General features: G+C 72.5%; 21 protein-coding genes. 11 read left to right on the top strand and 10 right to left on the bottom strand.

Annotated elements, in window-relative coordinates; genetic code table 11:
* Nucleotides 1–6 precede the first annotated feature (6 nt).
* The 8 genes from araA to ACYVOM_RS22640 all read left to right on the top strand — a co-directional run bounded on the left by araA (nucleotide 7) and on the right by ACYVOM_RS22640 (nucleotide 10,058).
* Nucleotides 7–1,491, top strand: a complete 1,485-nt coding sequence (gene araA / locus ACYVOM_RS22675) for an L-arabinose isomerase (protein WP_460305466.1) — start codon at nucleotides 7–9, stop codon at nucleotides 1,489–1,491.
* Between the two features lie 59 nt (nucleotides 1,492–1,550).
* Nucleotides 1,551–2,522: an ABC transporter substrate-binding protein gene (locus ACYVOM_RS22670; protein WP_460305465.1), complete on the top strand. Its 972-nt coding sequence runs from the start codon at nucleotides 1,551–1,553 to the stop codon at nucleotides 2,520–2,522.
* Nucleotides 2,523–2,598: 76 nt separating this feature from the next.
* A complete protein-coding gene (locus tag ACYVOM_RS22665; protein WP_460305464.1) occupies nucleotides 2,599–4,113 on the top strand; it encodes a sugar ABC transporter ATP-binding protein in 1,515 nt (504 codons plus the stop codon).
* Nucleotides 4,110–5,150 carry an ABC transporter permease gene (locus tag ACYVOM_RS22660; protein ID WP_460305463.1) on the top strand — a complete coding sequence of 347 codons (1,041 nt, stop codon included), beginning with the start codon at nucleotides 4,110–4,112 and terminating at the stop codon, nucleotides 5,148–5,150. The genes ACYVOM_RS22665 and ACYVOM_RS22660 overlap by 4 nt, the downstream gene beginning before the upstream one ends.
* Complete coding sequence (yjfF, locus tag ACYVOM_RS22655) at nucleotides 5,147–6,151, top strand: galactofuranose ABC transporter, permease protein YjfF (protein WP_460305462.1); 1,005 nt, start codon at nucleotides 5,147–5,149, stop codon at nucleotides 6,149–6,151. Before ACYVOM_RS22660 ends, yjfF begins: the two co-directional genes overlap by 4 nt.
* A 195-nt stretch (nucleotides 6,152–6,346) precedes the next feature.
* Nucleotides 6,347–6,865 carry a (2Fe-2S)-binding protein gene (locus tag ACYVOM_RS22650; RefSeq protein ID WP_460305461.1) on the top strand — a complete coding sequence of 173 codons (519 nt, stop codon included), beginning with the start codon at nucleotides 6,347–6,349 and terminating at the stop codon, nucleotides 6,863–6,865.
* Between the two features lie 5 nt (nucleotides 6,866–6,870).
* On the top strand, nucleotides 6,871–7,860 hold the full coding sequence (locus tag ACYVOM_RS22645) for an FAD binding domain-containing protein (RefSeq protein ID WP_460305460.1): 990 nt from the start codon (nucleotides 6,871–6,873) through the stop codon (nucleotides 7,858–7,860).
* Nucleotides 7,857–10,058 carry a xanthine dehydrogenase family protein molybdopterin-binding subunit gene (locus tag ACYVOM_RS22640; protein WP_460305459.1) on the top strand — a complete coding sequence of 734 codons (2,202 nt, stop codon included), beginning with the start codon at nucleotides 7,857–7,859 and terminating at the stop codon, nucleotides 10,056–10,058. Before ACYVOM_RS22645 ends, ACYVOM_RS22640 begins: the two co-directional genes overlap by 4 nt.
* Nucleotides 10,059–10,083: 25 nt before the next feature.
* On the opposite strand, the gene ACYVOM_RS22635 is transcribed toward ACYVOM_RS22640, so the two are convergent.
* From ACYVOM_RS22635 to ACYVOM_RS22610, 6 genes are all read right to left on the bottom strand, one after another.
* Nucleotides 10,084–10,503, bottom strand: coding sequence for a VOC family protein (locus ACYVOM_RS22635; RefSeq protein ID WP_460305487.1), 420 nt, complete (start codon nucleotides 10,501–10,503; stop codon nucleotides 10,084–10,086).
* A gap of 110 nt (nucleotides 10,504–10,613) precedes the next feature.
* Nucleotides 10,614–11,006 (bottom strand): hypothetical protein, encoded by a 393-nt coding sequence (locus tag ACYVOM_RS22630; protein ID WP_460305458.1) that lies wholly within the window; start codon nucleotides 11,004–11,006, stop codon nucleotides 10,614–10,616.
* Between the two features lies 1 nt (nucleotide 11,007).
* A complete protein-coding gene (locus ACYVOM_RS22625; RefSeq protein ID WP_460305457.1) occupies nucleotides 11,008–11,448 on the bottom strand; it encodes a hypothetical protein in 441 nt (146 codons plus the stop codon).
* Nucleotides 11,449–11,602: 154 nt separating this feature from the next.
* Nucleotides 11,603–12,595 carry a DUF2218 domain-containing protein gene (locus ACYVOM_RS22620; protein WP_460305456.1) on the bottom strand — a complete coding sequence of 331 codons (993 nt, stop codon included), beginning with the start codon at nucleotides 12,593–12,595 and terminating at the stop codon, nucleotides 11,603–11,605.
* Entirely contained in the window at nucleotides 12,592–13,548 is a 957-nt protein-coding gene (locus ACYVOM_RS22615; RefSeq protein WP_460305486.1) for a dihydroxyacetone kinase subunit DhaK, read from the bottom strand. Before ACYVOM_RS22615 ends, ACYVOM_RS22620 begins: the two co-directional genes overlap by 4 nt.
* Before the next feature lie 96 nt (nucleotides 13,549–13,644).
* Nucleotides 13,645–14,445: a hypothetical protein gene (locus ACYVOM_RS22610; RefSeq protein WP_460305455.1), complete on the bottom strand. Its 801-nt coding sequence runs from the start codon at nucleotides 14,443–14,445 to the stop codon at nucleotides 13,645–13,647.
* A gap of 454 nt (nucleotides 14,446–14,899) precedes the next feature.
* Between ACYVOM_RS22610 and ACYVOM_RS22605 the strand changes: the two genes are divergently transcribed.
* Nucleotides 14,900–15,313, top strand: a complete 414-nt coding sequence (locus tag ACYVOM_RS22605) for a nitroreductase family deazaflavin-dependent oxidoreductase (protein WP_460305454.1) — start codon at nucleotides 14,900–14,902, stop codon at nucleotides 15,311–15,313.
* Nucleotides 15,314–15,334: 21 nt separating this feature from the next.
* Here the strand turns inward: ACYVOM_RS22605 and ACYVOM_RS22600 are convergent, their stop codons facing one another.
* The 3 genes from ACYVOM_RS22600 to ACYVOM_RS22590 form a co-directional block, all read right to left on the bottom strand.
* On the bottom strand, nucleotides 15,335–18,658 hold the full coding sequence (locus tag ACYVOM_RS22600) for a CHAT domain-containing protein (protein WP_460305453.1): 3,324 nt from the start codon (nucleotides 18,656–18,658) through the stop codon (nucleotides 15,335–15,337).
* Nucleotides 18,659–18,905: 247 nt separating this feature from the next.
* Nucleotides 18,906–19,934, bottom strand: a complete 1,029-nt coding sequence (locus ACYVOM_RS22595; protein WP_460305452.1) for a hypothetical protein — start codon at nucleotides 19,932–19,934, stop codon at nucleotides 18,906–18,908.
* Nucleotides 19,935–20,152: 218 nt separating this feature from the next.
* Nucleotides 20,153–21,379 (bottom strand): oxygenase MpaB family protein, encoded by a 1,227-nt coding sequence (locus tag ACYVOM_RS22590; protein ID WP_460305451.1) that lies wholly within the window; start codon nucleotides 21,377–21,379, stop codon nucleotides 20,153–20,155.
* A 145-nt stretch (nucleotides 21,380–21,524) separates the two neighbouring features.
* On the opposite strand from ACYVOM_RS22590, the gene ACYVOM_RS22585 reads away from it, so the two are divergent.
* Together ACYVOM_RS22585 and ACYVOM_RS22580 are read left to right on the top strand one after the other, a co-directional pair.
* On the top strand, nucleotides 21,525–22,223 hold the full coding sequence (locus tag ACYVOM_RS22585) for a TetR/AcrR family transcriptional regulator (RefSeq protein WP_460305450.1): 699 nt from the start codon (nucleotides 21,525–21,527) through the stop codon (nucleotides 22,221–22,223).
* 151 nt (nucleotides 22,224–22,374) lie between these two features.
* The gene (locus tag ACYVOM_RS22580; RefSeq protein WP_460305449.1) at nucleotides 22,375–22,917 is read left to right on the top strand and encodes a hypothetical protein; all 543 of its coding nucleotides are present in this window, start codon (nucleotides 22,375–22,377) and stop codon (nucleotides 22,915–22,917) included.
* Between the two features lie 84 nt (nucleotides 22,918–23,001).
* Here ACYVOM_RS22580 and ACYVOM_RS22575 read toward each other — a convergent pair whose 3' ends face one another.
* Nucleotides 23,002–23,175: a hypothetical protein gene (locus ACYVOM_RS22575; protein ID WP_460305448.1), complete on the bottom strand. Its 174-nt coding sequence runs from the start codon at nucleotides 23,173–23,175 to the stop codon at nucleotides 23,002–23,004.
* Nucleotides 23,176–23,234: the final 59 nt, after the last annotated feature.

Raw genomic sequence — 23,234 nt, 5'->3', positions numbered from 1 at the left:
TTCCCGATGCGTGAAGTGTGGTTCCTGACCGGAAGCCAGGGGCTCTACGGCGAGGACACGCTCCGGCAGGTCGCCGAGCAGTCCCGTGAGATCGCCGACCGGCTGGCCGAGGGCCTGCCCGTGCGCGTCAGGTGGCTGCCGGTGCTCACCGACGCCGCGGCGATCCGCCGCGTGTGCCTGGAGGCCAACGCCGACGACTCCTGCGCGGGCCTCATCGCCTGGATGCACACGTTCTCGCCCGCGAAGATGTGGATCGCCGGACTCGACGCCCTGGCCAAACCGCTCCTGCACCTGCACACGCAGGCGAACGTCGCGCTGCCGTGGGCGACGATCGACATGGACTTCATGAACCTCAACCAGGCCGCGCACGGCGACCGGGAGTTCGGGTTCGTGCAGACCAGGCTCGGCGTGGCCCGCAAGACCGTCGCCGGGCACGTGTCCGACCCGTCGGTGACCGTCCGCGTCGCCGCCTGGGCGCGGGCCGCGATGGGCGCGGCCGAGCTGCGCACCCTCAAGCTCGCCCGGTTCGGCGACAACATGCGGGACGTCGCCGTCACCGAGGGGGACAAGGTCGAGGCCCAGCGCCGGTTCGGGGTCTCGGTCAACACCTACGGCGTCAACGACCTCGTCGAGGCGGTCGACCGGATCGCCGACGCCGACATCGACGCCCTCACCGCCGAGTACGAGGACGCCTACGACGTCGTCCCCGAACTCCGGACGGGCGGCGAGCGCCACGCGTCGCTGCGCTACGGCGCGCGGATCGAACTCGGCCTGCGGGCCTTCCTCACCGAAGGCGGCTTCGGCGCCTTCACCACCAACTTCGAGGACCTCGGCGGCCTCCGCCAGCTCCCCGGCCTCGCCGTCCAGCGGCTCATGGCCGACGGCTACGGGTTCGGCGGGGAAGGCGACTGGAAGACCGCGACCCTCCTGCGCACCCTCAAGACCGCCGCCGAGGGGCTCCCCGGAGGCACCTCCTTCATGGAGGACTACACCTACGACCTCGTCCCGGACGCGCAGGTCATCCTGGGCGCCCACATGCTGGAGGTCTGCCCGACGATCGCGGCCGGGCGGCCCTCCCTGGAGATCCATCCTCTCGGCATCGGGGGCCGGGAGGATCCGGTGCGGCTCGTCTTCGACGCCGCGCCGGGCCCCGCCCACGTCGTCGGCCTCGCCGACATGGGCGACAGGTTCCGGCTCGTGGCCAACGAGATCGAGGTCGTGCCGCCGCCGGCGCCCCTGCCGCGCCTGCCCGTCGCCCGCGCGGTGTGGAAGCCGCTGCCGGACCTCACGACCTCGGCCGAGGCATGGATCACCGCCGGGGCGCCGCACCACACCGTCTACACCGCCGCGCTCGGCGCCGAAGAGCTGGCCGACCTCGCCGAGATCGTCGGAGTCGAGCTGCTGACCATCGACGCCGAGACGCGGCTGCGCAGTTTCGCCCGCGAGATCCGCTGGAACCAGGCCTACTACCGCCTGGCCCAGGGGTTCTGACGGGCTCCCCCACCCCGGACCGGCACCGCCGGTCATCCCCCCGAAAGAAGGAACATCCCATGTTCAAGCGGCTCATCCTCGCGGTCGCGGGCGCCTCGCTGGCGCTCACCTCGCTGACCGCGTGCGGCGGCTCCGACGACTCAGGGTCCGGATCCGACGCGCTCGTCCTCGGCTTCTCCCAGGTCGGCGCGGAGTCCGGCTGGCGGACGGCGAACACGCTGTCCATCCAGGAGTCCGCCAAGACCGCCGGCGTCGAGCTGAAGTTCTCCGACGCCCAGCAGAAGCAGGAGAACCAGATCGCGGCGATCCGGTCCTTCATCAAGCAGAAGGTCGACGTCATCGGCTTCTCCCCGGTCGTCGTGACCGGCTGGGACGCCGTCCTCAAGGAGGCCAAGGCGGCGAACATCCCCGTCGTCCTCACCGACCGCGCCGTCGACTCCGACCCGTCCCTGTACGTGACGTTCCTCGGCTCGGACTTCGTCGAGGAGGGCAAGAAGGCCGGCCAGTGGCTCGTCGACGAGTACGCCGACGCCAAGGAGCCCGTCAACATCGTCCAGCTCGAAGGCACGGTCGGCTCCGCTCCGGCGATCGACCGCAAGAAGGGCTTCGAGGAGACGATCGGGGCGAACCCGAACCTCAAGGTGATCGCCTCGCAGTCCGGCGACTTCACCCGGGCGAAGGGCAAGGAGGTCATGCAGGCCCTGCTCAAGGCGAACAAGGACGTCGACGTGCTCTTCGCGCACAACGACGACATGGGCCTCGGCGCCATGCAGGCCATCGAGGAGGCCGGCCTCAAGCCCGGCGAGGACATCAAGATCGTCACGATCGACGCGGTCAAGGACGGCATGCAGGCCCTGGCCGACGGCAAGTTCAACTTCATCGTCGAGTGCTCCCCGCTGCTCGGCGACCAGCTGATGGACGTCGCCAAGAAGGTCAAGGCCGGTGAGACCGTCGAGAAGCGGATCATCACCGTCGAGACGGTCTTCGACCAGGCCGCCGCCAAGGAGGCCCTCCCCAACCGCAAGTACTGACGGGTCAGTCCGCCCGGGGGCCGCGAGCGCGCGGCCCCCGGGCGGGCGCACGAGACGAGAAGCGAGGAGGACGGCCATGGCAGCCGCTCCCGTCTTGGAGATGAAGGGCGTCTCCAAGGGATTTCCCGGGGTCCAGGCCCTCGAAGACGTCGCCTTCCGGCTGCTGCCCGGGGAGGTCCACGCGCTGATGGGGGAGAACGGCGCCGGCAAGTCCACCCTGATCAAGGTGCTGACCGGCGTCTACGAGGCCGACGCGGGCACCGTCGTCATCGACGGGACGCCCGCGCGCGTCCGTGACCCGCTCCAGGCCCAGAAACTGGGCATCAGCACCGTGTACCAGGAGGTGAACCTCTGCCCGAACCTGTCGGTGGCCGAGAACATCTTCATCGGCCGCGAACCGCGCAGGTTCGGCAGGATCGACTGGGCGCGGATCAACCGAGAGGCGGCCGGGCTGCTGGCCCGGCTGGACCTCGAACTCGACGTCACCTCCCAGCTCGGCGCGCACTCGCTGGCCGTCCAGCAGCTCGTCGCGATCGTGCGCGCGGTCGACCTGCGGGCGAAGGTGCTCATCCTCGACGAGCCGACTTCCAGCCTCGACCGGGGCGAGGTGGCCCGGCTGTTCGCCGTCATGCGGCGGCTGCGCGACGACGGGGTGGCGATCCTGTTCGTCTCGCACTTCCTGGAGCAGATCTACGAGGTGTGCGATCGCGTCACGGTGCTGCGCGGCGGCAGGCTCGTGGGGGAGTACCCCATCGGCGAGCTCGACAGGTTCGACCTCGTCGCGAAGATGACGGGGCAGGAACTCGCCGCGCTGGAGGAGCTCGAAGAGGCCTCCCCGCCCGCCTCGGAAGGCGAGCTGCTGTTCCGGCTGGACGGCGTGGGCAGGTCCGGCGCGATCGCCCCGGTCCACCTCGACCTGCGCGCGGGCGAGGTCGTCGGCCTCGCCGGACTGCTCGGCTCGGGCCGCTCGGAACTCGCCAGACTCGTCTTCGGCGCAGACCCGGCCGACTCCGGGAGGATCCTCGCCAGCACCGAGCCCGTGACGCTCCGCGGCCCCCGGTCGGCGATCGACCGCGGCGTGGCGTTCTGCCCCGAGGACCGCAAGGGCGACGGCCTCGTCATGGACCTGACCGTCGAGGAGAACATCGTCCTCGCCCTCCAGGCCGCGCGCGGCTGGACCCGGCCGCTCGGCCAGCGCAGACGCGACGAACTCGTGGGCGAGTACATCAAGGCGCTGCGCATCCGGCCCGCGAACCCCGACGCCCTCGTGCGCAACCTCTCCGGCGGCAACCAGCAGAAGGTGCTCCTCGCCCGCTGGCTCATCACCCGGCCCCGGCTGCTGATCCTCGACGAGCCCACCCGCGGCATCGACATCGGCGCCAAGACCGAGATCCAGAAACTCGTCGTGTCCCTCGCCGCCGACGGCATGGGCGTCGTCTTCATCTCCGCCGAACTGGAGGAGGTCCTGCGGATCTCCCACAAGGTCGAGGTGCTGCGCGACCGCCGGCTCGTCGCCGAACTCGACAACGACGGCACCCTCACCCCCGAACGGATCCTGCGGACCATCGCGAACGGAGCCGCGGACTCATGAACCCCGCACTCACCCTGGCCAAGCGCCTGTCCGGGCACGCACTCTTCTGGCCCGTGACGGTGCTGGTCGTCATGCTGCTCGCCAACGTCGCCTTCACGCCGGGCTTCCTGTCCGTCCACATCCGGCAGGGCCACCTGTACGGCAGCGTCATCGACATCCTGCTTTTCGGGGCGCCGCTGATCCTCGTCGCGCTCGGCATGACGATGGTCATCGCGACGGGCGGGATCGACCTGTCCGTCGGCGCGACCGTCGCGATCTCCGGCGCCCTCGCCTGCGACCTCATCGCCCAGGGGCACGGCCTGCCCGTGGCGATCGGCGTCGCGGTCGGCGCGTCGCTGCTGCTCGGCCTGTGGAACGGCCTGCTGGTGACGCGGCTCGGCATCCAGCCCATCATCGCCACGCTCATCCTCATGGTCGCCGGGCGCGGCGTCGCCCAGCTCATCACCGGCGGGCAGATCATCACCATCAACGACCAGGGCTACAAGCTCATCGGCGGCGGCTACTGGCTCGGACTGCCGTTCGCGATCATCCTGGTCGCCGTCGCGTTCGCCCTCACCGCAGTGCTGACCCGGCGCACCGCGCTCGGGCTGCTCATCGAGGCGGTCGGCGGCAATGCCGAGGCGTCCCGGCTCACCGGCATCCGCGCGCAGGGTCTCATCGTGCTCGCCTACATGTTCTGCGGGCTGTGCGCGGGCGTCGCCGGGCTGATGATCAGCTCCAACACGCTGTCGGCCGACGGCAACAACGCGGGCCTCTGGATCGAACTCGACGCGATCCTCGCCGTCGTGCTCGGCGGCACCGCCCTCACCGGCGGCCGGTTCACCCTCGCCGGGACGGTCCTCGGCGCCCTCATCATCCAGACGCTCGACACCACCATCTACACCGCGGGCATTCCGCCGCGCACGACGCTCGTGTTCTCCGCGGCCGTCGTCACGCTCGTGTGCCTGCTCCAGTCCCCGGCGTTCCGCGCCAGGTTCGCCCGCGGGAGGCGGACGCCTTCCGCCCCGTCCACCCCCAAGCAGGAGGTCGCCGCATGACCGCCTCCGTCCTCCGCCGCCCGGCCTCGCTCCCGCTGCGCCGCCGCCACGTCCCCGTCCTCGTGACGCTCGGGCTGTTCGTCCTGGCCTTCGCCATCGGCGCCGTCCGCTACGACAACTTCGGCACCCCCCAGGTCTTCCTCGACCTCTTCATCGACAACTCCTTCCTCATCGTCGTCGCCCTCGGCATGACCTTCGTCATCCTCACCGGCGGCATCGACCTGTCCGTCGGCTCCGTCGTCGCCCTCTCGGGGATGCTGTGCGCGATCGGCACCGCGAGACTCGGCCTGCCCGCGCCCCTGGTCATCCTCGCCGTCCTGGTCCTCGGCACCCTGTTCGGCGCGGGCATGGGCTACGTCATCCACGCGTTCCAGGTGCAGCCGTTCATCGCCACCCTCGCCGGCATGTTCCTCGCCCGAGGCATCTGCCTCACCCTCAGCGAGAACCAGATCTCCATCGACGACGCCTTCTTCGACGCGGTGGCCCTGAACTCGCTCCCGCTTCCCGGGGACAACCGCCTTTCCTGGGGCGCGGTCGTCGCCCTGATCGCGGTGGCCGTCGCCGTGTACGTCCTCCAGTGGACGCGGACCGGCCGCAACGTCTACGCGGTGGGAGGCAGCGAGCAGTCCGCGACCCTCATGGGCCTCCCGGCCGGGCGCACGAAGATCCAGGTGTACGCCATCAGCGGCTTCACCTCCGCCCTGGGCGGCGTCCTCTTCGCCCTCTACACCCTCTCGGGCGACCCCACCCACGCCATCGGCATGGAACTCGACGCCATCGCCGCCGTCGTCATCGGCGGCACCATCCTCACCGGCGGCTCCGGCTACGCCATCGGCACGGTCCTGGGCGTCCTGGTCCTCGGCGTGATCAAGACCATCCTCAGCTTCGAGGGCACCCTGAGCTCCTGGTGGACCCGCATCGCCATCGGCGTCCTGCTCTTCGCCTTCATCGCCCTTCAGCGCCTCATCGGCGCCCGGCGCAGAGCCCCCCGGAGCGCCTGAGGCCCGACCCCCGCCGGGCCGCCCGCCCGGCGGGGGTCGGACCGGACGGTCGCCGCCCTCCCGTCGCGATAGCGGGCCTTCGGCGTCCCGCATGGGCTTTCTTGTCGGCTGATCTCCCCGCCTTTTGCCGCCCTCGGGTAGGCCAGTTAGGGATGCCGAGTACGAGGTGATCAGCCCAGCGGGAGAGGACGCGCCATGGACAGAGCACGGAGCGCGCTGAGTCCGGTCGGCGGGAAGGCCGTCGAGGCTCCGCAGGTCGAGGTGGCCCTGACCGTCAACGGCGCGCCGCACAAGCTGCGGCTGGACGCCCGCGTCACCCTGCTCGACGCGCTGCGCGACCATCTGGGGCTGACCGGCGCGAAGAAGGGCTGCGACCAGGGCGCCTGCGGGGCCTGCACGGTGCTCGTGGACGGCCGCCGGGTCGTGTCGTGCCTGATGCTGGCCGCCCAGTGCGAGGGCCGCGAGGTGACGACCGTCGAGGGGCTGTCCCGCAACGGGGACCTGCACCCCGTCCAGGAGGCGTTCGCGCGCTGCGACGCGTTCCAGTGCGGGTACTGCACGCCGGGCCAGATCATGTCGGCGGTCGCGCTCCTCACCGAGGGCAGGACGGGAAGCGAGGCGGAGATCGCCGAGTTCATGAGCGGCAACCTGTGCCGCTGCGGGGCCTATGCGAACATCAGGGCCGCGATCGGCGACGCCGCAGCGAGGGGGTGAGCGCGATGCGCCCGTTCGAGTACGTCAGGGCCTCCGATGCCGCGCAGGCCGTCGCCGACGTCAGCGTGGATCCGCACGCTTCGTTCCTCGCGGGCGGCACCACCCAGCTCGACCTGATGAAGGACGGCGTGCTCGGCCCGGCCCGCCTGGTCGACATCACGCGCCTGCCGCTCGGCGGGATCTCCGCGACGGGCCGGTCGGTCAGGATCGGCGCGCTGGCCACGATGGAGGAGACGGCGGCGCATCCTGTGGTCGCCGAGCGGCTGCCGTTCGTGCGCGAGGCGCTGCTGGCGGGCGCTTCGGTGCAGTTGCGCAACATGGCGACGATCGGCGGGAACCTGCTCCAGCGGGCGCGCTGCCGCTACTTCCGCGACCCGGCCGTGTCGGCCTGCAACAAGCGCGATCCCGGTTCCGGCTGCGCGGCGATCGAGGGCGCGCACCGCATGCACGCGATCCTCGGCACCAGCCCGCACTGCATCGCGCCGCACGCCTCGGACGTGGCGGTGCCGCTCACCGCGATGGACGCGATCGTGCACGTCCAGGGTGTCACGGGGCCGCGCAGCGTGCCGCTCACCGAGTTCTACCTGCCGCCCGGCGACACGCCGAACGTCGAGAACGTCCTGCGCCGCGGCGAGCTGATCATCGCGGTGGAGGTTCCGCTGTTGCCGGAGAACACGCGCTCGCACTACCTGAAGGTCCGCGACCGCGCCTCCTACGAGTTCGCGCTGACGTCGGCGGGCGTGGCGCTGGATCTGGACGGCGGCGTGATCACCCGGGCCCGGGTGGCGCTCGGCGGCGTCGGGACCGTCCCGTGGCGGGCGTGGAACGCCGAGGACGTCCTCGTCGGCATGCGCGCCGGGGGAGAGGCCTTCCACGCGGCGGCCGAGGCCGCCCTGGAGGGCGCGAGGCCGCTTCCGGGGACGGCGTTCAAAGTGGAGCTGGCCAAGCACACGCTGGTGCGCGCGCTGGAGACCGCGGCGGGAGACCTCGCATGACGACGACCGATCGGCGCGTCGGCGCGCCCCTCGACAGGGTGGACGCCCCGCTCAAGGTGACGGGCCGGGCCCACTATCCAGGAGATGTCGACTATCCGGGCATGGTCCACGCCGCGATGGTCCGGGCGACGGTCGCGGCGGGCCGGATCACCCGGATCGACACCGCCGAGGCGGCCGCCGCGTCGGGCGTCCTCACCGTCCTGACGCACACGAACGCGCCCCGCCTCGCACGCGGCCCGATGACGCTGCTCGGCGACAGCCCGCCGCTCGTCCTGCAGGAGGACCGGATCCTGCACTACGGACAGCCCGTCGCGCTGGTCGTGGCGGCGACCGCCGAGGAGGCCGGGCACGCCGCGTCGCTCGTCCGGGTCTTCTACGGCGACGCCGAAGCCGTGCTCGACCCGGACGATCCCCGCGCCGAGTACCTCGACGACCCGTGGGGCAAGGACTTCGACCGCGGCGACGTCGAGGCGGCCTTCGAAGGCGCCGACACGGTGGTCGAAGGCCGCTACACCACACCGGACAACACGAACAATCCGCTCGGCCTGTTCGCCACCGTCGCGTTCTGGACGGGTGACGCGCTCACCGTCCACGACTCGACGCAGTGGCCGCGGGGCGTCCGGACGACCCTCGCGAAGATCTTCGACGTGCCCGAGAGCGGCGTCCGGGTGCTGGCCCCGTTCGTCGGCGGGGGGTTCGGCGCGGGACTGCGGGTCTGGCCGCATGTCGTGCTCGCGGTGCTGGCCGCGCGCGAGGTGGGCCTTCCGGTGAAGCTCGCGCTGTCGCGGCCGGAGATGTTCACCGCCGTGGGGCATCGCCCCGACAGCGTCCAGCGCGTCCGGATCGGCGCGACGCGCGACGGGCGGCTCGTCGCGATCGAGCACGAGGGCCTGTCCACGGTCGCGATGGAGGACGACGACTACGAGCCGCTGTCCCGCTCTTCGGTGGCCTCCTACGCCTGCCCGAACGCGCGCACGCGCGACCGGCAGGTCCGGCTGAACATCCCGTGCCCCGGGTCGATGCGGGCCCCGGGCGAGGGCCAGGGCAACTTCGCGCTCGAATCGGCCATGGACGAGCTCGCCTACCGGCTCGGCATGGACCCGCTGGAGCTGCGCCTGCGCAACTTCGCCGAGGCCGACCCGCAGACGGGCCTGCCGTGGTCGAGCAACGCGCTGCGTGAGTGCTACCAGGGAGGAGCCGAGCGTTTCGGCTGGTCGGCCCGCACCCCGGAGCCGGGTTCGATGCGCGACGGGCACTGGCTCGTCGGCTACGGCCTGGCCGGGGTGACGTACCCGGGCTACCAGGTGCCGTGCCAGGCGCGCGCCTCGGTGCTCAAGGACGGGTCGGCGTCGGTCCGCAGCGCCGCGACCGACATCGGGACCGGCACCTACACGGTGATGACGCAGCTCGCCGCCGATCTGCTCGGCCTGGACACCGCCCGGGTCAAGTTCGACCTCGGAGACTCCGACATGCCTTACGCCCCGCAGGCCGGGGGCTCGGGCCTCACCGGGGCGCTGGGCAACGCGGTCCACTCCGCGTGCCTGCGGCTGATCCAGGAGTTCGTCGACCTCGTTCGCGAGGACCCGGAATCGCCTTTGAACGGATCCGGAATAGGCGACATAGCCGTCGGCGACGGCGGCCTGCACCGGGTCGACGACCCCGCGAAGTCCGAGACGTTCGGGGCGATCCTCTCCCGGCACGGCCTTGAGGAGCTGGGCGCGGACGGCAGGAGCGTCCCGCCGCGCCCCGACGAGCTCGGGATGGCGTTCGCGGGCGCGTTCGGCGCGAAGTTCGTCGAGGTGCGGGTGGATCCCGTGCTCGGGGTGCTGCGCGTCGCACGGGTCGTCTCGGCGATCGACGGGGGCAGGATCCTCAACGCGAAGACCGCGACGAGCCAGATCACCGGCGGCACCGTCATGGGCATCGGCCAGGCCATGTTCGAGGAGACCCTCACCGACGCCGGCACGGGCCGGATCGCCAACGCCACCTTCGGCGACTACCTGATCCCCGTCAACGCCGACGTCCCCGACATGGAGGTCCTCTTCGTCGGCGGTCCCGACCGCGCGACGGCCACCGGCACCAAGGGCATAGGCGAGATCGGCCTCGTCGGCATCGCCGCCGCCATCGCCAACGCCGTCCACCACGCCACGGGCCGCCGCGTCCGCGACCTCCCGATCACCCTCGACCGCCTCCTCTGAGGCCTCCGGAGGTGACCGCCGGTGCTCAGGAGAGGGGTTCGGCGAGGGCGATGATGATGCCGTCCGGGCCGCGCAGGTAGCAGAGCCGGAACGCGTCCTGGAACCGCACGATCTCGCCGACGAGTTCGCCGCCGTGCGCGCGCAGGCGGGTGACCGTGTCGTCGATGTCGTCGACGGCGAACATGACCTGGCGCAGGCCCAGCGCGTTCGGCGGCGCGTGCTCCGGGCCGACGGCCGCCGGGGTCCGGAAGCGGGTCAGTTCGAGTTTGCCGTGCCCGTCCGGCGTCCGCATCATCACGATGTCGACCCGCACCCCGTCGAGTCCGCAGATCCGGTCGACCCAGGCGCCCTCGACGGGCGCGCGCCCCTCGACCTCGAGCCCGAGTTCGGCGAAGAACGCGGCGGCCGCGTCCAGGTCGCTGACGATGACACCGACGTGATCCATCCGCAGAACGGCCATGCCTCCGAGCATAGGGGCCGTCGCCCGGGGCCGCCCCCGGGACGCGCGAAGGCGGATCCGAGGCGGTAGAGCGCCTCGGATCCGCCGGGTGGGCGCTAGCCCCAGAGGACCGCGACGGTCTGGGGCTGCACCGGGTCGACGCGGATGGGGAGTTCCTGGCCCGGGTTGAGGCGGGCCAGGCCCGTCAGGGGGACCACGGACTGGACGGTGACGGGGTAGGGCGGCCGGGACAGCGCGGTGACCAGGAGCTCCAGGGAGACCATGGGCTGCCCGTTCAGGCGGGTGCCGGTGTCGTGGACCGCGGTGATCATGCCGGTGGCGGGCACGCCGGTGTGCATGAGGTGGGCGGTCGCGTTCTGCTGGGCGAGCATGCCGGTGGCGGCCTGCATCTGGGCCATGCCGGCGCGCATCTGCGCGGCGGGGTCCCAGCCGCGCTGCATCTCCGCGGACTGCTTCTGGATCTGGCGGAGCGACTTGAAGAATCCCATGTCAGACCTGGGCTTCCTGGTAGAGGCGGCCGTAGTGGGTGGCCAGCGCCATGTCGCCCTTGAACCTGGCGTTCCACCCTTCGGTGGCGCGGGTGTAGAGCTGCGGGTCGTAGCCGAGGGAGGCCACGTAGTCGGCCAGCCGGGCGAGGTCGAAGCCGTGCGTCGCCGCGATCTTGGAGATCCGCGCGTAGTCCTGGAGGGACAGGCCCTCGATGGGGGCGAGGCGCGGGTCGCCGTCGGCGATCGACGGCTGCGGGACCACGCCCCCGAACGCCGCCCCGTACTGCGCGGCCTGCCCGTACTGCCCGCCTTGCCCGTACTGTGCCGCCTGTGCCGCCTGGGCGGCCTGCGCCTGCTGCTGGAGCTGCCGGGCCTGGTCGATCATCGCCGGTGCCGCGTTGACCATGCCGACCATCTGCTTCATCTGCTTGAACATGCCCATGTCGTGCTCCTCAGCGTCTTCCCCGAGCCCTTGGTCATACGTATTGCTTCGACCCCGCGCGCCTCGGTTCGGTTCACGGTTCTCCCGGATTTCTTTTCGGGTCGCGTCGCCCGCTCGCCTTTCGGCGGCAGGCGGCATACCCGGGGCCCGGGCGTCAGCCGGTGCGCGGCGGCTCGTCGGGTGCGTCGTTCCGCTGGACCGTCCCCGGGGTCCCGTCGGCGCGGACCCACGCGACGACGAGTTCGGAGCGGGCGCCGAAGCGGACGAGGTGGCGGCCGACGACGTCCTCGTAGCGGTCCAGGTCGTCCGGAGCCGCGGTGATGCGGAGTTCGAGGGCGCCGTCACCGCTGGTCAGCTCGGCGCGGCCCGCGCCGCCGAAGTCGAGCCAGCCCGTTCCCGCCTCCTCCGACCACTCGCCGGTCGCCCGCCGGGTGAGGTGCGAGACGAGTTGCTTGCCGTAGCGGCCGGGACGGTCGGTGCGGACGGACGCGGTGCTCACCGCGGCCTCGGTCGCGGACATCGGACTCTCCCTCACGGTGGGTGCGTCCGCCGAGAGGACCCGGCGGAGGTCGGGAAGCGCGGGGGAGGGGGCATCGGCGGCGGCACGGGCCCAGAAGAGGAGCGCGACGCCGACGGCCCCCGGGTCGGGACTGCCCTGCGCGCGGTCGCCGACATAGCTGGCCCGGCCCATGCGGGCGCGGAGCGCCGCCGTGGCGTGCGCGCCGGCGACGGCGGCCAGGGCGGCGTCGACGGGGGAGCCGCCGTCGCGCAGGGACTCGGCGGCGGGGGCCAGCGCGTCGATCATCGTGCGGTCGCCCACCCGGGCCTCGCCGACCCGCTGGATCGCGGCGAGCCCCTCGGCGGAGCCTTCGGCCCAGCCCGCGCGGCCCAGCTCCTGGAACAGGAGCCCGAAGAGCGGCCCGCTCGTCCCGCCCACCTCGTCGAGGAACACCTCCGCGGCGACCGTGAAGGCGTCGCGCCCGTCGTCCGGCGCGTCGTCCAGGCGGGCGACGGTGAGGTCGAGCCCGGTGCGGAGGTTGTCGCCGAAGTCGCCGTCGCCCGCGAGCCGGTCCAGCTCGGTGAGCCGCGGGTGCGCCTCGTGCACCGCGGCGCGAAAGCGGCGCAGCACGTCCGCCGACCCGGTCACACGGCCTCCCCGGGGAACGCGGGCGTGACGGACGGCGCGGCCCACAGCTCCGGCCAGTCGTCGCGCAGCCGGGTGAGGGTGAGGGAGAACCCGCGCATGTCCAGGGCGGGCACGTAGGTCCCGACGAGCGAGCCCGCGACCCGCGCCCCGAGCCGCCCGGCCAACGCGTCGAAGATCCCGTACAGCTCCAGCCGGGTCGTGCCGCCGAGCCCGTTGACGACGACGAGCAGCTCGTCCGGCCCTGCGGGGAGACCGGCGAGGAGTTCGCCGAGCATCCGGTCGAGGAGTTCGCCGAGGGGAGGCCGCGGGATCGTCCGCGCGGCCCGCTCGCCGTGGATGCCGACGCCGTACTCCAGCTCGTCCGGTCCCAGCTCGAACGCCTCCCGGCCCGTCTGGGGGGACGTCTGCGCGCGCGAGGCGACCGCGAGGCTCCGCGACGCCGCCGCGACCTCCGACCCGAGGGCGGCCAGCTCCTCCAGCCCGCGTCCCTGGTCGGCGGCGGCCCCCAGCAGCTTCTCCACGACGACGGTGGCGGCGGTGCCGCGCCGCCCGGTCCCGGTCTCGGCGCTGTCGGTCGCGAGGTCGTCGTCGACCAGGACCCGGCGGACCTCGATCCCGTCGTGCCGCAGCCGTTCGGCCGCGATCCCGAAGTTGATCCGGTCGCCGGTGTAGTTCTTCACCACATGCAGCACCCCCTCCTCCCGCGCGACCGCCCGGCTCGCCTCGTACACCTGCCTGTTGTGCGGCGACGCGAACACCCGACCGGGCGCGACCGCATCCAGCATCCCCCGCCCGAGAAACCCCGCGTGCAACGGCTCATGCCCCGACCCGCCCCCCGAAACGATCCCGACCCGCCGCGCCGAGCTCCGCCCCCGCGCGGTCAGGAACAGCGGCTCCTCGCGGAGCTCCACCAGACCCCGATGCGCTCGGGCGAATCCCCGGGCGCCCCCCACCGCGGGATCCACCCCCTCCAAGACGAACACCCGGTCTCCCCTCTCCACCGCCCCTCAGGACCCGATCCCCGCCCGGACCGCCACGAAACCCCGGGGCTACGGCAGCACCCCCGTCAGGGCGAAGCGCTCGACGTCCTGGAGGTGCCCGCCGGTCGAGACGACGACGGTGAGCACCCTGCCGCTCCCGGCGGAGAACGGCACCGTCGCGCTCCACGGGGAGTCCTCGCCGCCCGCCGAGACGCAGCAGTGCCCGCCGACGGGGTCGGCGGAACCGAGCCTGCGCACGGTGACGCGCACGCTCTCGTCCACGCCCGTGATCAGTCCGCCGACCGTCATCGGCGACGCCACCCGCGCCGCGTAGGCGGGCGACGACACCTGAAGCGTCGTGTCGTCGCTCCCGACGACCTCCCAAGGCGCGTCGCCGCCTTCGCCCGTCCGGATCAGGTGCAGTACCGCGGCCGTGGCGGTCCGCGTGCCCTCGGTGCGGTAGCCGACGCCGATGTGGGCGTCCCCGCCGGAGACCTTCCGGCTGGTGATCCGGTCGATCTCGCCGAAGCCGAGGTACTCCCGGGTGAACCGCAGGGCGGTCCGCTCGGGGTCGAGATTCCACGCGGCGGTCCCCGCCGCCCGATACCCCCGCTGCCACTCGCGCACCTGTCGCGCGTCGGCGAACGGCCACAGCGGCTGGTAGCGGCCGGGCAGCATCGCGGGGTTCGGCGCCGCCGCGCCGGGGCTCGCGGACGCGCTCGGGCCCGCCGACGCGGGGCCGCTCGCGGACGGGGCCGCAGAACCGGGTGCCGTAGGGTCCGCGCCGGTCTTCGGCGGGTCGTCGGCCGCGCAGGCCCCCAGCGCCGTTCCCGCCATCACCAGCGCCATGATCATCACCGTAGGCCGCATGCCCTCTCCCGCCTGTCACCTCCAGGATGACGCCCGTGCCCGGAAGCACAAGTGACTTCCGTCGGTCGTTCCCGGGAAAAGCCGCCCGGGAAAGAGCCGCCCGCGTCGGCGGAGTTGACAGCGGAAGGACGCGGGGAATGTAATGGGCGCGTGCAGCGCGGACCCGGCCGAGAGAATGGGGCAGGCCGGAGACCGAGCGAGCACCCTCACCCCGAAAGGGCGATTCCCATGAGCCACCGCTCCGCGTCCTCGCGTCCGAGCTAGCGCTTATCCCGCCTGAGCCCGAGCGCTCTCCGCCTTCACCCTGAGCGGGATCTCCCCGCTGGTCCGCGCACTTCGTGCCACGCCCGCCGCAGGATCGCCGCGCCCGTCCCGTGCCGCGCGCTCCTCCTGCCGCGGCTGTTCCGGCACGCCGTCAATGCCTTTCATCCACGCGTGCTCCGGAGGTTTCCGCATGTCCTTCAACCAGCACATCATCGACGAATTCCGCGCGAACGGCGGAAAGGTCGGCGGCCCATTCGAGGGCGGCGACCTGCTGCTGCTCACCACGATCGGCGCGAGGTCCGGCGTCCCGCACACCGTCCCGCTCGGCTACGTCCGCCACGGCGCGGCGGTCCTCGTCGTCGCGTCGGCGGGCGGCGCCGACCGCCATCCCGCCTGGTACCACAATCTCCTGGCCCACCCCCGGGTGAGCCTGGAGATCGGCACCGAGCACTACGAGGCAGTCGCGACCCCCGCCGGAGCCGAGGTCCGCGACGAGCTCTTCGCCCACGTCACCCGGACGGCCCCCGGCTACGCCGACTACCAGGCGAACACGTCGAGGATCCTGCCCGTCATCGCCCTCGAACGCCACGTGCCCGCTTCGTGAGAGGCGGCGGAGGATCGGTCGTCACGGTCCCAGGTGGATGTGCGCGGCCCAGAGGTGGGGTTTGTCGCGATGGTTGGCTTGGAGGTGCCGGACCGTGTCGTGCAGGGCCCGCGCCGCGCTGGTCGCGAGCAGCCCGTCGCCTGAGGCGGGGAGCCGCTCGTACACCCGCTCGGCGATCGTGGCGGCGACCGGATCGAGCACCGCCCACAGGGTGCCGATCACGTGCCGGAAGCCCGCCAGGTGCAGCGCGCCCGCGAGATGCAGGGACTCCTCCTGGAGCACGAGTCCGGGTCGCGCGGTGTGGCAGGCGGACAGGAACGCCAGCTCGGCCCGGTCGAGCCGGATCCCGGCGAGGTCGGTGACGCCGAGCCGCGTGCCGTCCAGCACGAGCGCCGCCTCGGACGGGCTCCCGATGGTCTGCTCCCCATGGCACGCGAAGTGGACGGAGGGGCATTCCCGCAACGCCTGGAGCACCGCCTCCCGGGTCGCGTCGGCGCCCACCAGGGCCCGCGCGCTCGGGAAGCGCGCGCGGATCGCCGCGACCTCCCTTCGCGCGTTCGGCAGCCCCTGGTCGGGCAGCGCGACCACGGCAGGCGGGCCCGGGGACGGCGCCGGCCTGCCGCGGGTGTGGTCGAGCGAACGGATCGTGGGCGTGTAGGAGGAGACGACACGGTCCAGCACGCCGTCCGCGAGGGTGCCGGCCGCGTGCAGCGGGAGGAACGTCAGCGGCCCCGTGGGCAGCCACCACACGCGGGGCGGATCGTCGGTGGGGCCGAGTTCGAGCGCGTCGAGGACGGGCCGCGCGATCGCCTCCCACAGCCAGGCGAGCACCTCGCGCAGCAGCAGGCGCCCCCCGGTCGACGCCGGATCGCCGAGCGCGGTCACGCTCAGGAAGTCGGCGACGTTGTCGAGCAGCGCGTCCGGCGTCACCTCGGGCAGCGGAACGGCCAGGACCCCCTCGGGGGTGACGATCAGCGCGTCGCTGCGCAGCTCGTTCATGTTGAGGTAGACGAGGGGTCCTTCGGCCGCGGCCCGCCGGATCCGGGCGGCGTCCAGCGGCCGGAGGAAGTCCGTGAAGCCGTCGAGGCCGCGGATCTCCTCGACCAGTCCGTCCCAGCGCGCGGCGAGGCGCTGCCTGCGGTCGCCCTCCCGGGCCGGATCGTCGCCGGGCTGGGCGACGAGCAGGGCGTCGAGCGCGAGACGGGTGTCCGCGAGCCGCCGCGCGAGTTCGGGGTGCGCGTCGGCGAGACCCGCGGCGTCCGTGCGGGTGTCGAGGGCCTGCGCGAGCAGCACGTTGCGGCCCTGCTCCAGGATCTCGACGGCGTCCTCCGGCCGCCCCGCGAAAAGCGCGCACGCCGCGCCCAGCCTCGCCACGGTGCCGGCGTCGACGAGCCTCCGCTCCTGGTCCTGCCGGGGCAGGCCCCGCCACGCCAGCAGCGGCAGCAGCCGGGCGCACGCCTGCGACGCGGTGGCCGCCGCGTTCCAGTCCCGGCGCTCGATCGCCAGCGACGCCCATGCCAGCGCCGCGTCGACGCGGTCGCCCGCCGGAGCCGTCGCGGTCTCGGCGGCGGCGCGGAGCGCGGCGCCCGCCTCGTCCCACAGGGCGTCCTCCCCGGTCTGCCGCGCCCGCCGCACCAGGGCGGCGGAGAGCACCACCAGCGACTCGGCGTTCGGCGCCGCACCGGCGGCGGACTCGCGGGCGAGTTCGACCGCGAGCGCGTCCGCGGCCTCGTCCCCGCTCAGGGTGAGGACCGTCGCGAGGTTGTTGAGGACGACCGCCCTGTCGCGCCTGCCCGGCGGCGTCGCCTCCAGGGCCGTGCGGCCCAGGCGCACCGCCTCGGCGAGGTCCGCGGGATCGCCGTGCAGCCGGTACCGGGTGGCGTGCAGGCTGCTGAGCAGCGACACCGTCCAGGCCCAACGGGGGTTCGCCGGACCCAGGTCGGCGACGGCCTGCGCGCCCATCGAGATCGCCTCGGCGAGGTCGTCCTCGGCTGCCGAGACCGAGTGCCGGGCGCGCAGGATGATCGCCAGGTGCGCCCGGAGGCCGCCGCCGTGAACGTGGCCGGGAGGGGTTCGCGCCACGGCCTCCCGGCAGCCCAGGACCGCGTCGTCGAGGTCCGCGGCCGCGCCGTTGCGCAGGTACCGCGCGAACAGCGCCAGCGCGAGGTTGAACCGGTGGACGGGGTGCTCCGGATGCGCCGCGGGGCAGGCGTCCACCGCGGCGCGGCGCACCGCGATCGCCTCGCGGAGGTCGGCGAAGTCCCCGGCGACCTCGTACCGCAGGCTCAGCGCCTCGCCCAGCGCGGACAGGCGGCGCGAGCGGAGCGGCACGACGTCCGGGGCGAGCCGCACCGCCTCCTCCGCCAGCCCGACCATCTCGTCCAGCGTCGCGCGGCCGTCGCCGCCGAGGTCGAACCGTGCGCGCAGCACCGCCACCAGCGTGGAGAGGAACACCGCCCGCTCCGCGTGGCCGGGCCCGGCCAGCTCCAGGACGCGGCGGGCGTGCCGCTCGGCGTCGGCGAGGTCGGCGGGCGCGCCGGCCGCCAGGTAGCGCAGGAGGAGCGCGGCGTCCAGATGGGAGAGGACCGCGATCTCCTCGACGGATCCGGGCGCCGCGAGTTCGACGCCTTCGCGGGAGACGCGCACGGACCCGTCGAGGTCGGCCGGGTCGCCGGAGGCCTGGAACCGCAGCCGCAGCGCGTGCGACAGGACGGTGCGGGCGCGGACGCGCGCCGGGTCTCGCGTCTCGGTCGCGACGGCCTCCTCGCCGAGCGCGACCGCCTGCTCCAGGTCGGCGCGTTCGGAGTACGCCTCGTACCGCGAGAGCAGGGCCTGCGCCTGCTGGAAGGTCCGTGCGGGGCGGTCGGGGTGGCCTTCCGGCAGTTCGGCGCGGCGGTCCGCGGCGAACTCGACGGGCAGATCGATGAGGAAGCGGTCGCGCTGCCGCTCGGCGGCGGGCGCGGGCGGCTCCCTGTCCTCGAAGCGGGCGTCGTCCTGCCGTTCCTCGGCGGCGTCCTCCACCGCTCTCTGGAGCGCGTCCAGGGTGTCGGTCAGGGACTCCGCGAGCTGCCCCGGCACATCCTCGGGCCGGACGCCGAGGAACAGCAGCGTGATCTCGGACTGCTGGAGCGCGTGCGCGAACCGCTCCTCGGGAGTGTCCAGATGGGCTCCGCGCACCGCCGTGACCGCGTGCACGAGTCGGCTGTCCTCGGGTCCCTCGTGCGCCGCGACCAGAAGGCACAGCATCCGGTGCACGCCGTCGCCCTTGAGCGGGCGCGGATCACCCGTGCGCAGGTACCGCTTCCACAGGCTCCGCAGAGTCCAGCGGATCATCCTCGTCCTCATGGACGCCCTCCGTCACCCCCGACCCGCACGCCCGGACACGGCCCATGGCACTCTCCGTCCTCCCGGACGGCCGGCGCAAGGGATCCCGCCCGCGGTGACGACCGCATCTCCGCTGGTGAGACGACCGAAATCCGGCTCCGCCGGGTGGCCGGACAGCGGCCCCGACCCGGTCCGCAGGAAGGCGGCGGCCACGGCAGGACGGGTCAGCCGGGGAGGACCCCCGTGAGCACGCGGTGGACCCAGGGGCTCACTTTCCGGAGGCGGCCAGGGGATGCTCGTTGTCGGCGATGACTTCGACGGACGCGCCGTCGGCGGAGACGAGGGCCGCGAACTGGAAGACCGCCTTGCCCGTGTAGCCCTGCTTGTAGAAGTGCCGGAGGATCGAGCCCGGCTGCCCTTCGGTGCTGTAGGAATAGGTGTCCTTGTCGACCGGGACGAACGGGTTGTACCAGTCGGGCAGGTAGACGTTGTCGAAGCGGGTGTCCTTGTTGGAGCCGCGTCGGTAGGAGTCGGTGAGGCCCACGGTGTAGAAGACGAGGGCCCGTCCGTCGGAGGTGCGCAGGGCGAAGTCCGCGTCCCCGCTCCTGGCCTCCCAGTCGCACCCGCCGACGAACCCGTAGCCGGTGAACTGCTGGTGCGCGTCGCCGGTGCAGTAGGCGGTGAAGAACTCCGTCGTGTAGACACCGGGCGCGAAGCGCGCCGAAGCCTCGCCGCCCGCGGCGTTGAGCAGCGCGGCATGCTCGCGACTGAGGTCGGCGGCCTTGATCGGGGACTCGGCGGCCATCGCCTCCAAACCTTCCGACAGGGCGGCTTCGGGCATGCTCGCATCCTTAGGGAAATAGACGGTGTTGCGCAGCTTGTACGCCTCGCCGTCCCGGACGAAGACCAGCGCCTTGTGCCGGTCCTGGAGCAGCGCGTCCACGATGAACCACTCAGGCTCTCCGCTCCCCGCGGGCACGTAGAACACCGGGTCCGGGTAGAAGAACTCCGGCACCTCCTCGTCCCGCCCGGCCCGGATGTTCGCGTTCGTCGCGAGATCGGCCTCCAGCACGGGACCTGTCTCGATCTCGCTCATCAGCTCGTCCGAGACCGCCGCGTTCGCCGCGTTGTTCGCCTTCTCGAACGCGGCGAACGCCTCCCGCGCCTTCGCCTCCCGCGCCGACCGGTCGGATGTGCTCGCCGAAGGCACGCTCGGCGGCGGTTCCACCCGCGCGGTGCACCCCGCCAGCACCCCGCCGACCACGGCGCACGCCGCCACCGTCCGAACGAACCCCACAGCCGACCTCCCGGGCCTGGAGCCGACTCGGCCCCACCGCGCCCATGGTCGCGCCCCGCTCGTCCCGCCCGCCCGGGACCGGGGTCCCGCGTCGTCACCGACGCCGCGCGGGACGGCCACCGCCGCGGGGCAGGGCCGGTGCTCCGCGACCCTTCCGGGGGAAAAGGGGGATCCCGGCCCCTGAAGCGGAAGGGGGCCGGGATCGGTCGGGCGGCCGGTCAGTAGTTGGGGTTGTTCATGTTGGGGATCTCGATGCTGATGGGGAAGTCGGCGCCGGAGAGCAGGACGAGGATGCCGAGGCGGAGGATCTCGTCGAAGGCCCAGTAGGAGCTCTGGAGGATGCCGGGGGCCTGCTCCAGGGAGAGGAGTCCCTCGCGGACGGCGATGAAGGGGCCCCAGGCGGTGTCGAAGACCTCGTCCCAGAAGGGGGTCTTCTGGATCTTGAGGTCGTCGGCGAACTGGTCGCCGAGGATGAAGCGGGTGAGCCCGGCGAGGACGGGCTTGGACAGGACGGCCCCGTCGATGAACGAGGCGAGGTTGAGCAGGATGTCGGCGAGCTTGATGCCCTCGGGGGTGGCGGCGAGGATGGGGGTGAGGACCTGGGCCGCCTGGGCGTCGGCTTCGGCCCAGGAGTTGGGGATGTACTCGTCGAGGACGCCGAGCATGTGGGCGGTGACCTGCCAGGAGTGCAGGAACGCCTCGGACTCGTCGTCCGGGATCGGCACCTTCCACGCCTTGAGGTTCTGCATGACCGTGGTCGGCAGGCTGTGCCAGGTGACCATGATGTCGGCCTGGGAGATGGGGATGTCCTCGTCGGCGACGTTGGTCCAGTAGGGCGACTTGGGCAGCAGGTGCCGGACGCCGGCGTGCGCGAGGCGCGTCTTCACGCAGGTCACGATCATCTCGCCGTCGGGCGCGAACGCGTTCTTCGAGCCGACGTCGTAGCCGAGCTTGGCGGTCTTGGTGATGCGGTCGCGCATGTCCGCGCCGCCCTTGGAGTAGTACACCGCCCGCGCCTCACGCGGGATCATCGTCGACATCATGCCCGAGGCGAACCCGTAGGTCACGCCCAGGTACAGGCCACGCTTCTCGTTGAAGTCGACCGCCGTCTTCAACTTCGCCTGGTCCGCCCACGCGGGCAACTGCCGCGCCTTCTCCATGAAGGCCTTCAGGTCGGCGGGCAGACCGGCGGGGATCGCCTGGCCGTTGGTCTTCCAGGTCTTGAGGAGCTTGTTGACCTGCGCCGTCTCGCCCCGGTCGATGATCCCGGCGACCACCGCGTCGGCCTCGGGGTCCCACAGGTACTTGGGGTCGAGCCCCGCACCGGCGCCGGCCACCGAACCCGTCGGCGACCACGACCAGGCGGGCGTCGCGCCGGTGAGGGCGCCGACCGTCCCGAGGGCGATGCCGCCCCGCAGGACGTCGCGTCTGCTGCTTTCGACCATCGTCTCTTTCCTCCTCCGCAGTCCCTAGGGTGGGATTGGTACGTTGATACGCTGTCCGCATCTCCGTATCATGGGCTGCGAGTGTCATGAGAACACAGGCCGTTGCGCCCGGCAAGGCCCAGAAAGCCGACAGAACCGGAGAGCCATGGAGCAGCCGCAGCCCGTCCCCGTCGACGCCTCCGGATGGGAGTCGCTGCTGGAGCGCGCCTACGCCGACGCGGTGGAGCAGGTCGACGAGGCCGACGAGAGCCAGAGGCGCATCCTCGACGGCGCGTTGGAGCAGTTCGCGCGCAGCGGGATCCAGCGCTCGACGATGGAGGACGTGGCCCGCCGGGCCGGCCTCTCCCGGATGACGGTCTACCGGCGCTTCGCCACGAAGGAGGCGCTCGTCGCCCATCTGGTGCGCCGCGAGTTCCGCCGCTACTTCGCCCGGTTCCTCCGCGACATCGCCGAGGCCGAGACCGTCGCCGACCGGGTCGTCCTCGGCTTCGTCAGCTCGCTGCGCGCCGTGCTCGGCAATCCGCTGATCGGCGGCCTGATCGACTCCGAGCCGGACGTCATCGTCTCCTCGATGGTCCGCGACGAGGGTCGCACGCTGGCCGTCGTGCGCCAGTTCGTCGCCGACCAGCTCCGCCGCGAGCAGGGCGCGGGCCATGTCCGGGCCGACCTGAACGTCGACGTCGCCGCCGAGCTCATGGTCCGGATCTCCGCCTCGTTCCTCGCGATCCCCACCCTCCTGCCGGGCCTCGACCAGGACGACCAGCTCGCCGCGATGGCCCGGGAATTCATCGTCCCGATGCTGAACCCGCCGCCCGATCCCGGCATCCAAGATCGCAGATACTGACCACCGCGGCAGATACCCGACACGCGAAGGGGCACATGGGTTGCATGCGACATTTGCCGGTGTTGGCCAATCTCCCGCAGGGGACGTCACTGGTTCCTAGGGTGGTGTCTGGTCGTTTTCGGTCGAAGCAGTAGAAGGTGGCGATAACTCCATGATGCGTTTCGCACGCGTGTCCGCGATGTCCGTCGGCCTCGCCGCGGTCGTCGCGTTGCCGGCGTCGCCTGCCCAGGCGTCGCCGGAGCTCCCCGGCGTGCCGGACGTGGTGGTGCGGACGGGCACGGTCTCCGGAGCCGAGTTGGTCGCGGAAGCCGCCCGCGAGGGCAACCCCTACAGCGCGGCGAAGGCCGCTCGGCTCAAGAAGGCCCCCTGCACCTGGTTCGAACAGCAGCGCGGGTACCGCAAGGGCAAGAAGGGCCGCTGGCTCTTCTGGGTGAAGGAGCGCCTGAACTGGTGCTACGACGGCTACTCGGTGGTCTCCGCGAATGCCAAGTACCGCAGCTACACCCGTGACAACTACAACTACGTGTGGAAGGGCTGGGGCAAGAAGCAGCTCACCCACACGTCGTCGTGGAGCACGGCCACGGCCCGTGTGAAGGGCAAGTTCTACTACCGCGGCAACGGCCGCACCTACAAGCCGTGGGTCACCATCACCGGCCGCTGGGACGGCTCCAGCTCCTGGTGGGCCGGCGGCTGACCTGAGCGCGTAGACGGCCCCCGAGTCTCCCGGGGGCCGTTCGCGTTCCCGGCGACGCGCCCTCCGCTCGATCACGCGACCACGTCAACCGACGACGGCGATCGCCGTCCGGTCCCCGGGAAAGGCCTCGTCGGGCCGCTCGCCCGTCGCGCGCGTGATGACGAGCATGGAGCTCGGCGGCAGGTCGTAGTACCGGCGCTCCTCCGGTGTCGGCGGCCGGGTGCTGATGACGTCGCCCGCGTGCGCCTCGATCCGCACGACGGCCTGACGCGGCCGCCGCCCCGGCCCTTCCCCGACCCCCGGCCGAAGGCCGCGTC

The organism is Actinocorallia aurea (genome assembly GCF_054783995.1).
The sequence above is the reverse complement of the archived record's forward strand: the minus strand, read 5'-3'. Positions and strand labels throughout refer to the sequence as shown.